This window comes from Solicola agrisoli (assembly GCF_049059935.1).
GTDB lineage: Bacteria > Actinomycetota > Actinomycetes > Propionibacteriales > Nocardioidaceae > JAURVT01.
Genome location: NZ_JBMGQR010000003.1, coordinates 44599 through 56442, shown reverse-complemented (window position 1 = coordinate 56442; position 11844 = coordinate 44599). Strand labels below are relative to the sequence as shown.

Annotated in this window: 8 protein-coding genes; 7 read left to right on the top strand and 1 reads right to left on the bottom strand. The window is 72.3% G+C overall.

What is annotated here, in order from left to right; genetic code table 11:
• Positions 1-18 precede the first annotated feature (18 nt).
• The 4 genes from trpC to lgt are packed head-to-tail and all read left to right on the top strand — an operon-like array spanning position 19 to position 3894.
• Positions 19-825: an indole-3-glycerol phosphate synthase TrpC gene (gene trpC / locus ACI6PP_RS02130; RefSeq protein ID WP_421108665.1), complete on the top strand. Its 807-nt coding sequence runs from the start codon at positions 19-21 to the stop codon at positions 823-825.
• A gap of 46 nt (positions 826-871) precedes the next feature.
• Complete coding sequence (trpB, locus tag ACI6PP_RS02125; RefSeq protein WP_421108663.1) at positions 872-2125, top strand: tryptophan synthase subunit beta; 1254 nt, start codon at positions 872-874, stop codon at positions 2123-2125.
• A complete protein-coding gene (trpA, locus tag ACI6PP_RS02120; RefSeq protein WP_421108661.1) occupies positions 2122-2928 on the top strand; it encodes a tryptophan synthase subunit alpha in 807 nt (268 codons plus the stop codon). Before trpB ends, trpA begins: the two co-directional genes overlap by 4 nt.
• Positions 2929-2937: 9 nt before the next feature.
• Complete coding sequence (lgt, locus tag ACI6PP_RS02115; RefSeq protein WP_421108659.1) at positions 2938-3894, top strand: prolipoprotein diacylglyceryl transferase; 957 nt, start codon at positions 2938-2940, stop codon at positions 3892-3894.
• A gap of 340 nt (positions 3895-4234) precedes the next feature.
• On the opposite strand, the gene ACI6PP_RS02110 is transcribed toward lgt, so the two are convergent.
• Entirely contained in the window at positions 4235-4720 is a 486-nt protein-coding gene (locus ACI6PP_RS02110) for a hypothetical protein (RefSeq protein WP_421108657.1), read from the bottom strand.
• A gap of 86 nt (positions 4721-4806) precedes the next feature.
• Between ACI6PP_RS02110 and ACI6PP_RS02105 the strand changes: the two genes are divergently transcribed.
• The 3 genes from ACI6PP_RS02105 (at position 4807) to ACI6PP_RS02095 (ending at position 11719) form a co-directional block, all read left to right on the top strand.
• A complete protein-coding gene (locus ACI6PP_RS02105; protein ID WP_421108655.1) occupies positions 4807-5541 on the top strand; it encodes a VIT1/CCC1 transporter family protein in 735 nt (244 codons plus the stop codon).
• Positions 5542-5730: 189 nt separating this feature from the next.
• Positions 5731-10260 (top strand): glutamate synthase large subunit, encoded by a 4530-nt coding sequence (gltB, locus tag ACI6PP_RS02100; protein ID WP_421108654.1) that lies wholly within the window; start codon positions 5731-5733, stop codon positions 10258-10260.
• Positions 10253-11719, top strand: a complete 1467-nt coding sequence (locus ACI6PP_RS02095) for a glutamate synthase subunit beta (RefSeq protein ID WP_421108652.1) — start codon at positions 10253-10255, stop codon at positions 11717-11719. The genes gltB and ACI6PP_RS02095 overlap by 8 nt, the downstream gene beginning before the upstream one ends.
• Positions 11720-11844 lie beyond the last annotated feature (125 nt).

Sequence of the window (11844 nt, the reverse complement as noted above, 5' to 3'; positions counted from 1 at the left end):
CCGGGGGAGGAGCGACCGATGTCCGTGCTCGACGAGATCCTCGACGGCGTCAGGATCGACCTCGACGAGCGGATGGCCGCCACCCCGCTGGAGGACGTCAAGGCGCAGGCCCTGCGCCAGGAGCCCTGCCTGGACCCGATGCCGTTGTTCCGCGCCGAGGGCGTCGCGGTGATCGCCGAGGTCAAGCGCTCGAGCCCGAGCAAGGGCGCGCTCGCCACCATCAAGGACCCCGCGTCGCTGGCCGCCGACTACGCCGACGGCGGCGCCACCGCGATCAGCGTCCTGACCGAGCAGCGCCGGTTCGGCGGCACCCTCGACGACCTTCGGGCCGTCCGTGCCCGCGTCGAGGTCCCCGTGCTCCGCAAGGACTTCATCACCACGGCCTACCAGCTCTGGGAGGCGCGCGCCGCGGGCGCCGACATGGCGCTGCTCATCGTCGCCGCGCTCGACCAGAACGCGCTCTCGGCCCTCATCGACCGCGCCCGCTCCATCGGCCTGACGCCGCTGGTCGAGGTGCACGACGAGGCCGAGGTCGAGCGCGCGCTCGACGCCGAGGCCGACCTCATCGGCGTCAACGCCCGCAACCTCAAGACCCTCGAGGTCGACCGCGGCACCTTCGCCCGGCTGTCGCCGCTCATCCCCGACACCGCGGTCCGCGTCGCCGAGTCCGGCGTCCGCGGTCCGCACGACGTCATCGAGTACGCCCGCGCCGGTGCGCACGTCGTGCTCGTCGGTGAGACGCTGGTGCGGGGCGACGACCCGCGCGCGTCGGTGGCCGACCTGGTCGCGGCGGGCGCGCACCCCGCGCTCCAGCAGCGATGGTGAGGCTCACCGCCCCCATCGCCACGCCGACCCCCGAGGACTGATCCGCATGACCCTGCACGACCTCGCCCCCGCTGACGCCAGCACCGACGGCACGACCGTCGACATCCCCGCCGCCCTCGGACACTTCGGCCAGTTCGGCGGCCGCTTCATGCCCGAGGCGCTGATCGCCCCGCTCGACGAGCTCGAGGCGGCCTGGCACGAGGCGATGGCCGACCCGGCCTTCACCGGCGAGCTCGACCGGATGCTGCGTGAGTACGCCAACGTCCCGAGCCCGATGTACGACGCCACCCGGCTGTCGGCGAGGGCCGGTGCGCGGATCCTGCTCAAGCGCGAGGACCTCAACCACACCGGTGCGCACAAGATCCGCAACGTGCTCGGCCAGGCGCTGCTCACCAAGCGCATGGGCAAGCAGCGCGTGATCGCCGAGACCGGCGCCGGCCAGCACGGCGTCGCGTCGGCCACCGCGGCGGCGTACCTGGACCTCGACTGCGTGGTCTACATGGGCGAGGTCGACACCGAGCGCCAGGCGCTCAACGTCGCCCGCATGCAGATGCTGGGCGCCGAGGTGGTCCCGGTGACGTCGGGCAGCCGCACGCTCAAGGACGCCATCAACGAGGCGATCCGCGACTGGGTCGCCAACGTCGAGACCACCGCCTACCTGTTTGGCACCGCCGCCGGCCCGCACCCGTTCCCGTCGATGGTCCGCGACTTCACGCGCGGCATCGGCGAGGAGTCGCGCCGCCAGGTGCTCGAGATGACGGGCGCCCTGCCCGACGCCGTCGCTGCGTGCGTCGGCGGTGGCTCCAACGCCATCGGCATCTTCGCCGGGTTCATCGACGACGCCGACGTCACGCTGTACGGCTTCGAGGCCGGTGGCGACGGCGTCGAGAGCGGCCGCCACGCGGCCACGATCACCGCCGGGGCGGTCGGCGTCCTGCACGGCACCCGCTCGTTCCTGCTGCAGGACGAGGACGGCCAGACGCTCGAGTCGCACTCGATCTCGGCGGGTCTGGACTACCCGGGCGTCGGCCCCGAGCACGCCCACCTCTCGCACACCGGCCGGGCCGTGTACCGCCCCGTCACCGACGACGAGGCGATGAGCGCGTTCGACCTGCTCTGCAAGACCGAGGGCATCATCCCCGCGATCGAGTCGGCGCACGCCGTGGCCGGCGCCCTGAAGCTCGCCGAGGAGATGGGTCCCGACGCCACGATCCTGGTGAACCTGTCGGGTCGCGGCGACAAGGACGTCGCCACCGCGGCGGAGTACTTCGGCCTCCTGGACGGCGGTCCGAAGGCGTGAGCGCGCTGTCCGAGCGGCTGGCCGAGATCCGCGCCGAGGGACGTCCCGCGCTCGTCGGCTACCTGCCCGCCGGCTTCCCCACGATCGAGGGCTCGGCCCGGGCGATCGAGGCGATGGTCGAGGGCGGCGTCGACGTCGTCGAGGTCGGCCTGCCGTACAGCGACCCGGTGATGGACGGCCCGGTCATCCAGGCCGCCGCCGACCAGGCCCTGGCCGCGGGCACCCGCATCACCGACGTCTTCGACGTGGTCGCCGCCAGCGTGAAGGCCGGCGCGCCCACCGTCGTCATGACGTACTGGAACCCGGTCGAGCGGTTCGGCGTCGAGCGGTTCGCCCAGAGCCTGTCCGACGCCGGCGGCTCGGGCCTGATCACCCCCGACCTGATCCCCGACGAGGCCGCCGAGTGGACCGCCGCGGCGCGGTCTCACGACCTCGACCAGATCTTCCTGGTCGCTCCGTCGTCCACCGACTCCCGCCTCGCGATGACGACCCGCGCGGCCAGCGGCTTCGTGTACGCCACCTCCGTCATGGGCGTCACCGGTGCCCGCGGCCAGACGAGCAACCGCGCGCCCGAGCTGGTGCGTCGGCTCCGCGAGGTCACCGAGCTGCCGGTCGGGGTGGGTCTCGGCGTCAGCAACGGCGACCAGGCCGCCGAGGTGGGCGCGTTCGCGGACGCCGTCATCGTCGGCTCGGCGCTGGTGCGCTGCATCCTCGACGCGGGCGACGACCTCGCCGCCGGCCTCGACGCCGTCCGCGTCCTGTCGGCCGACCTGCGCGCCGGCGTCGAGCGCGCCCGGTCGTAGGATTCGGACGTGGTCCTCGCCAGCATCCCCAGCCCCGACCCGTCGCAGGCGCAGTGGTCGCTGGGGCCGTTCACGATCCACGCGTACGCGCTGTGCATCCTCGCGGGCGTGGCGGCGTGCCTCTGGCTGTCCGACCGCCGCTGGATCGCGCGCGGTGGGCGTCCGGGCACCGTGTACGACGTCGCCGTCTGGGCCATCCCCGCGGGCCTGATCGGGGCGCGGCTGTACCACGTGATCACGAGCTGGAACCTGTACTTCGGCGAGGGCAAGCGGCCGATCGAGGCCCTGTACATCTGGAACGGCGGCCTGGGCATCTGGGGCTCGATCGCGCTCGGCGCGCTCGGCGCCTACATCGGCTGCCGTCGGGCCGGTGCCGACTTCCGGGTCTTCGCCGACGTCGTCGCGCCGGGCATCCTGCTGGCGCAGGCGATCGGACGCTGGGGCAACTGGTTCAACCAGGAGCTGTTCGGCGGCCCGACCGACCTGCCGTGGGGCCTGCGCATCGACCCGCAGTTCCGCCCCGAGGGCTACGCCCAGTACGACACGTTCCACCCGACGTTCCTGTACGAGTCGCTGTGGAGCCTGGCCGGCGTCGCGCTCCTGCTCTGGGCCGACCGCCGCTGGCAGATCGGCTACGGCCGGCTGTTCGCCCTCTACGTGATGGTCTACTGCGCGGGCCGCGGCTGGATCGAGGCCATGCGCGTCGACGAGGCCTTCCACATCGGCCCGTTCCGCCTGAACGTGTGGACCGCCCTCATCCTCTTCCTCCTCGCCGCCGCCTACTTCGTCAGGTCCCTGAAGAACCACCCCGGCCGTGAGACGGACGTGCAGGACTGGGACGACGAGGACGCCGTCCCGGCCACCGCTCCCGATGACGGTGGTGGCTCCGTCGACGCCGGTGCGGCGGACGCGGACGACGCCGCGGACGACCCCGCGCGCGATCCCGGGGCCGACGCGGAGCGGTAGCTGCTCGTTCGAGTGGTCGGGGTAGGACGAGAATCTGGTTCGTGGCCCAGATGGGGGCCGGACCTCGATTCGTCGGTCCGGCCGCGCCCGGATCCCGCCGCACGTAGACCCGCAGCGAGGGTCGGCGCCCCGCCGGTCGCGGCCCGTCCTCGCCGCCGCCCCTCTCGGCCATCGCGGACAGAAGAATCGGCGTATGACCGTGTGGGCTGGTCATTCGCCGATTCTCTCGCCAGGTGCGTGACGGGAGAACCTGCATTCCTGGCCGTGAGCCGGTCGTACGCCGATTCTTCGGTCCGGCCCGCGCAGCACCCCGCCGCACGCACACCCCCACCGGGAACCGCTACGCGACCGCCGTCTCCCCGTCACCGGAGGCAGCGGCACGGGGTGCATCGCCGGCAAGACCCGCGAACCACGCACCGACGGCCACGAGCACCTGCTCGGCGAGGTGGGGCGAGGTGTGGGGGCTCGCACCGGCGGCGGCCATGGCGAGCACGGCGACGGTGGCGATGGTGCCGAGGGGGTGGCGGGCGACGACGGAGACGTCGAGCCCGAGGGCCTCGGCGGTGCCGACGGGGTCCAGGGCGCTCAGGGCGTCCAGGTCGTCGCCGGTGAGGAGGTCGGCGCGCTCCCGGTAGCGGCGCAGGACCGGGCTGGCGGGGTCGCCGACCTCGACGTCGTGGTCGACGAGGGTGAAGCCGGACGCGACGAGCTCGTCGACGGTGGCCTCGACGACGGTGCACCACCGGGTCGCCTCGGGCAGGCCGAGGCCCGTCGAGGCCGCGACCACCCGGGCCACCTCCGCTGCGTCCACCGCCCGTGATCTCATCCATTTAGGGTAGGGGACGGGGTCCCCGTCACGGAGCGGTTCGGCCGAACCCGCCGGACCGGATCGACGGGCCTACCGTGGCTCCCATGAGCTCGGACCCGTCTGACCCCCTGCGCCCCGTCCACTCCGAGACGCACTCGCACCCCGACGTCGCCGGGGGCTGGCTCCGTCCGGCGGTGTTCGGCGCGATGGACGGGCTGGTGTCGAACTTCGCGCTGATCATCGGCGTCGCCGGCGGCAGCTCGGCGGGAGACCGGACGCCGGTGGTGCTCGCCGGCCTGGTCGGGCTGGCGGCGGGCGCGTTCTCGATGGCGGCGGGGGAGTACACCTCGGTGGCGAGCCAGTCCGAGCTCGCGCGCGCCGAGGTCGACGTCGAGCGCCGTGAGATCGCGCAGAACGCACCGGGCGAGGAAGCCGAGCTCGCCGAGCGGTTCGTGACGCGCGGCGTCGACCCGGTGATCGCCGCGGAGGTGGCCCGCCAGATCCACGACGACCCCGAGATCGCCGTCCGGGTGCACGCCCGCGAGGAGCTGGGGATCGACACCGACGACCTCCCCTCGCCCGTGCTGGCTGCGGGGTCGTCGTTCCTGGCGTTCGCCATCGGCGCCCTGCTGCCGCTGCTCCCGTTCCTGCTCGGCGTCGACGCGCTCTGGCCGTCGATCGCGGTCTCGCTGCTGGCGCTGTTCGCCTGCGGCGCCGTGGTCACCCGCGTCACCGCCCGTCCGTGGTGGTTCGGAGGCCTGCGCCAGCTGGCGATCGGCGTCGCCGCGGCGGGCGTCACCTACCTGCTGGGCACGGCCTTCGGGGCGTCGGGGGCCTGACGTGGCCGGGCCCGGGGCTACCTGATCGGACCACACGTCACGTTCATGTAATCTGTGGAGGCTGCAGGGCCAGAGTCGTCCCCGTGGAACCCCGGTCGGGCCGCCGTTGCGGCACCCGGCCGTGGGACCCCAACATTGGACCAGTGGCCCGGCTCCCCGGGCACCGTGAGACGACCGGAGAGGTGTCGCATGGACGCATCCCCCCGGCCCCAGGGCCTGTACGACGGACTCCACGAGCACGACGCGTGCGGCGTGGCCTTCGTGGCGACGCTGACGGGCCAGGCGAGCAACGACATCGTCGCCAAGGGCCTGACCGCGCTGCGCAACCTCGACCACCGCGGTGCCTCCGGCGCCGAGCCCGACTCCGGTGACGGCGCCGGCATCCTCATGCAGGTGCCCGACGCGTTCCTGCGCGACGTGGTCGACTTCGAGCTGCCCTACGCCGGCGCCTACGCCGTCGGCATCGCGTTCCTCCCCGACGACGCGGACGAGGCGGCCAAGAGCCGCTCACGGATCGAGCAGATCGCCGACGAGGAGGGCCTGCGCGTCCTCGGCTGGCGCGAGGTACCCACCGAGCCCGGCATCCTCGGCGCCACGTCGCGCGGGTGCATGCCGTCGTTCTCCCAGCTCTTCGTCTCGGGCCGGGCCGGCCGCGTCACGGGCCTCGCCCTGGACCGCCTGGCCTACTGCCTGCGCAAGCGCGCCGAGCACGAGGTCGGCGTGTACTTCCCGACGTTGTCCGCGCGCACGCTGGGCTACAAGGGCATGCTCACCACCGAGCAGCTCGAGCAGTTCTTCCCCGAGCTGCTGGACGAGCGCATGGCCTCGGCCGTCGTCATCGTGCACAGCCGCTTCTCGACCAACACGTTCCCCAGCTGGCCGCTGGCGCACCCGTTCCGCTTCATCGCGCACAACGGCGAGATCAACACCGCGAAGGGCAACCGCAACTGGATGCGGGCCCGCGAGGCGCTGCTGTCCACCGACCTGATCCCCGGCGACCTCGAGCGCATCTTCCCCGTCATCGACCCGCAGGGCAGCGACTCGGCCTCGTTCGACGAGGTCCTCGAGCTCCTGCACCTCAGCGGCCGCTCGCTGCCGCACGCGATGATGATGATGATCCCCGAGGCGTGGGAGAACGACCCCACGATGGACGCCAAGCGCCGGGCGTTCTACGAGTTCCACTCCGCGCTGATGGAGCCGTGGGACGGCCCCGCGTGCGTGTGCTTCACCGACGGCCGCCAGGTCGGCGCCGTGCTCGACCGCAACGGCCTGCGTCCCGGCCGCTACTGGGTGACCGAGGACGGCCTGGTCGTCCTGGCCTCCGAGGCCGGCGTGCTCGACCTCGACCCCGCCACCATCACCGAGAAGGGCCGCCTCGAGCCCGGCAAGATGCTGCTGCTCGACCTCGACGAGGGCCGCATCGTGCCCGACGCCGAGATCAAGGACGGCCTGGCGAACGCCGAGCCGTACGACGAGTGGCTCTACTCCGGCCTGATCCGCTTCGAGGACCTGCCCGAGCTCGAGCACATCGTGCACACGCACGCCTCGGTCACCCGTCGCCAGCAGGTGTTCGGGTACACCGAGGAGGAGCTGCGCATCCTCGTCGCGCCCATGGCCAAGACCGGTGCGGAGCCGATCGGCTCGATGGGCACCGACACCCCGCTCGCGGTGCTGTCGGACCGTCCGCGCCTGCTGTTCGACTACTTCAGCCAGCTGTTCGCGCAGGTCACCAACCCGCCGCTCGACGCGATCCGCGAGGAGCTCGTCACCTCGCTCGGTGGCCTGATCGGCCCCGAGGGCAACGTCCTGCGGCCCGGACCGGCGTCCTGCCGGATGCTGCAGCTGCCGTTCCCCGTCATCGACAACGACGAGCTCGGCAAGATCCGGCACGTCAACCGTCACGGCGACAAGCCCGGCTACGCGGCGCACGTCGTCCGCGGGCTCTACGACGTGCACGGCGGCGGCGAGGCCCTGCGGTCGCGCCTGGACGAGATCTGCTCCGAGGTGTCCGCCGCGATCGAGGACGGCGCGCGCATCATCGTGCTGTCCGACCGCCACTCCAGCGCCGACGTCGCGCCGATCCCGTCGCTGCTGCTCACCGGCGCCGTCCACCACCACCTGGTGCGCGAGAAGACGCGCACGCGCGTCGGCCTGGTGATCGAGGCCGGCGACGTCCGCGAGGTGCACCACGTGGCGCTCCTCATCGGCTACGGCGCCTCGGCGGTCAACCCGTACCTGGCCATGGAGTCGGCCGAGGACCTCGCGCGCACCGGCGTCATCGTCCAGGGCGTCGAGCCCGAGAAGGCCGTCCGCAACCTCGTGTACTCCCTGGGCAAGGGCGTGCTCAAGGTGATGAGCAAGATGGGCGTCTCCACCGTCGCGTCCTACACCGGCGCCCAGATCTTCGAGGCCGTCGGCCTCTCGTCGGACCTGGTCGACCGCTACTTCACCGGCACCACGTCCAAGCTCGGCGGCATCGGCCTCGACGTCGTCGCCGAGGAGGTGCGCCGCCGGCACGCCAAGGCGTACCCGACGAGCGGCATCCCCGCCGCGCGCCGGCTGCTCGAGACCGGCGGCGAGTACCAGTGGCGTCGCGGCGGCGCCGAGCACCTGTTCGACCCCGAGACGGTGTTCCGCCTCCAGCACTCCACGCGCACCGGCCGCTACGACGTGTTCAAGCAGTACACGAGCCGCGTCGACGAGCAGTCCGAGCGGCTGATGACGCTGCGCGGCCTGCTCGCCTTCGAGCCCGGCGACCGCGAGCCCATCTCGATCGACGAGGTCGAGCCGGTCAGCGAGATCGTCAAGCGCTTCTCCACCGGCGCCATGTCGTACGGGTCGATCAGCGAGGAGGCGCACGAGACCCTCGCGATCGCGATGAACCGCCTCGGCGGCAAGTCCAACACCGGCGAGGGCGGCGAGCACCCCGACCGCCTGTACGACGCCGAGCGCCGCAGCGCGATCAAGCAGGTCGCCTCGGGCCGCTTCGGCGTCACGTCGGAGTACCTGACCAACGCCGACGACATCCAGATCAAGATGGCCCAGGGCGCCAAGCCCGGCGAGGGTGGGCAGCTGCCCGGTCCGAAGGTGTACCCGTGGATCGCCGAGACGCGGTACTCCACGCCCGGCGTCGGCCTGATCTCGCCGCCGCCGCACCACGACATCTACTCGATCGAGGACCTCAAGCAGCTCATCCACGACCTGAAGAACGCCAACCCGGCGGCGCGCGTGCACGTCAAGCTCGTCTCCGAGGTCGGTGTGGGCACGGTCGCGGCGGGCGTCTCCAAGGCGCACGCCGACGTCGTCCTGATCTCCGGTCACGACGGCGGCACCGGCGCGTCGCCGCTGACGTCGCTCAAGCACGCCGGCGGTCCGTGGGAGCTCGGCCTGGCCGAGACCCAGCAGACGCTGCTGATGAACGGTCTGCGCGACCGCATCGTCGTGCAGTGCGACGGCCAGCTCAAGACCGGTCGCGACGTCGTCGTGGCCGCGCTGCTGGGCGCCGAGGAGTTCGGGTTCGCCACCGCGCCGCTCGTGGTCTCGGGCTGCATCATGATGCGCGTCTGCCACCTCGACACCTGCCCCGTCGGCGTCGCGACGCAGAACCGCGAGCTGCGCAAGAAGTTCTCGGGCAAGGCCGAGTACGTCGTCAACTTCTTCGAGTACGTCGCCGAGGAGGTGCGCGAGATCCTCGCGTCGCTCGGTCTGCGCACCATCGAGGAGGCCGTCGGCCACGCCGAGCTGCTCGACTCCCGCAAGGCCGTCGACCACTGGAAGGCCGAGGGACTCGACCTGACGCCGATCCTGCACGTGCCCGCCCTCGCCGAGGGCGCCTCGCTGCGCCGCACGCGCGGCCAGGACCACGGGCTCGAGCGGGCGCTCGACAACGAGCTGATCGCGCTGTCCGGCGACGCGCTCGAGCGGTCCGAGCCGGTGCGCGCGCAGGTCGAGATCCGCAACGTCAACCGGACGGTCGGCACCATGCTCGGCCACGAGGTGACCAAGCGGTTCCGCGGCGAGGGTCTGCCCGACGACACCATCGACATCACCTTCACCGGTGCGGCCGGCCAGTCGTTCGGCGCGTTCGTGCCGCGCGGCATCACCATGCGCCTGGAGGGCGAGGGCAACGACTACGTCGGCAAGGGCCTGTCAGGCGGACGCATCGTCGTCCGTCCGCCACGCGACGCCGAGTTCGTCGCCGAGGACCAGATCATCGCGGGCAACGTCATCGGCTTCGGTGCGACGTCCGGCGAGCTGTTCCTGCGCGGACGGGTCGGCGAGCGCTTCTGCGTCCGCAACTCCGGCGCCACCGCCGTCGTGGAGGGCGTGGGCGACCACGGCTGCGAGTACATGACCGGTGGCCGTGCCGTCGTGCTCGGTGCCACCGGCCGCAACTTCGCGGCCGGCATGAGCGGGGGCGTCGCGTACGTCCTCGACCTCGACCACGACCGCGTCAACACCGAGATGGTCGAGCTCGGCCCGGTGCCCGACGAGACGTCCGAGGAGCTCCGCGCCCTCGTGCAGCGTCACGGCGAGGAGACCGGCTCGGCCGTCGCGCAGGCGCTCCTGGACGACTGGGACGCCAGCGTCGCCCGCTTCACCCAGGTGATGCCGGGCAACTACCGCAAAGTCCTCGCCGCCAAGGCCGAAGCCGAGAAGGACGGCCTGGACGAGGACGAGACCACCGAGGCGATGATGGGAGCGGCGAGCCGTGGCTGACCCGAGAGGATTCATCACGACCCCCCGCGAGGTGGCCGAGCGCCGCCCCGTGGAGGAGCGCGTCCAGGACTGGAACGAGGTCTACCCCGGTGGACCCGGGCGGGCGCTGCTGCCGATCATCAGCGAGCAGGCCGGTCGCTGCATGGACTGCGGCATCCCGTTCTGCCACAACGGTTGCCCGCTGGGCAACCTGATCCCCGAGTGGAACGACCTGGTCTGGCGTGACGACTGGGAGGCGGCCACCGACCGTCTGCACGCCACCAACAACTTCCCCGAGTTCACCGGACGCCTGTGCCCGGCGCCCTGCGAGACCGCCTGCGTCGTCGGCATCAACCGCGACCCGGTGACGATCAAGAACGTCGAGGTCTCGATCATCGACAAGGCGTGGGAGGAGGGCTGGGTCCGCCCCGAGCCCCCCGAGTGGCTCACGGGCAAGACCGTCGCGGTCGTCGGCTCCGGCCCCGCCGGGCTGGCCGTCGCCCAGCAGCTCACCCGCGCCGGGCACACCGTCGCGGTCTACGAGCGCGACGACAAGCCCGGCGGCCTGCTCCGCTACGGCATCCCCGAGTTCAAGATGGAGAAGGTCCAGCTCGACCGTCGCATCGACCAGATGCGCAAGGAGGGCACGATCTTCCGCTGCGGCTCCGCGGTGGGGGAGTCGGTCACCGGTCCCCAGCTGCGCGACCGCTACGACGCCGTCGTGTTCGCCACCGGCGCCACCGTGCGCCGCGACCTGCCCATCGACGGACGCGAGCACGGCGGCATCCTGCAGGCGATGGACTTCCTGCCCCCGGCCAACCGCGTCGCGCTCGGCGAGGAGGTCGAGGGCCAGGTGACCGCCACCGGCAAGGACGTCGTCATCATCGGCGGCGGCGACACCGGCGCGGACTGCCTGGGCACCTCGATCCGTCAGGGCGCCCGCTCGATCACGCAGCTCGAGATCATGCCGCGGCCCGCCGACGAGCGTCCCGAGCACCAGCCGTGGCCCACGTACCCGATGACGTACAAGGTGTCGTCGGCGCACGAGGAGGACGGCGAGCGCGTCTACTCGGTCTCGACCAAGGAGTTCCTCGGCGACGACGACGGCCAGGTCAGCGGGCTCCGTCTGGTGGAGGTCACCTTCGAGGACGGCAAGCTCACCGAGGTCGAGGGCACCGAGCGGGAGATCCCGGCCCAGCTGGTGCTCTTCGCGATGGGCTTCACCGGCCCCGAGACCGGCGGCGCCGTGCAGCAGCTCGGGCTCGAGGTCGACGACCGCGGCAACCTGGTGCGCGACAAGAGCTACATGACGTCGGTGCCCGGCGTGTTCGTCGCCGGTGACGCCGGCCGCGGGCAGTCGCTCATCGTCTGGGCCCTCGCCGAGGGACGCGCCTGCGCCGCGGGCGTCGACGCGTACCTGTCGGGCGAGACCAACCTGCCGGCGCCCATCCCGCCGACGGCCCGTCCGGTCGTCGCCTGACGCACCGCTCGCGACCCACGCCCCCGGCTCCGGCCGGGGGCGTCCGTCGTCCAGGCGGCGACCCCGACACGTCACCGAGAATTTGTCGACCTGACTGTAAATCGGCGCGGTGAACGCCTATGGTG

Coding starts and splice junctions, on each gene's coding strand:
- trpC (WP_421108665.1), top strand. CDS start 19: ATGTCCGTGCTCGACGAGATCCTCGACGGCGTCAGGATCGACCTCGAC.
- ACI6PP_RS02110 (WP_421108657.1), bottom strand. CDS start 4,720: ATGAGATCACGGGCGGTGGACGCAGCGGAGGTGGCCCGGGTGGTCGCG.
- trpB (WP_421108663.1), top strand. CDS start 872: ATGACCCTGCACGACCTCGCCCCCGCTGACGCCAGCACCGACGGCACG.
- gltB (WP_421108654.1), top strand. CDS start 5,731: ATGGACGCATCCCCCCGGCCCCAGGGCCTGTACGACGGACTCCACGAG.
- ACI6PP_RS02105 (WP_421108655.1), top strand. CDS start 4,807: ATGAGCTCGGACCCGTCTGACCCCCTGCGCCCCGTCCACTCCGAGACG.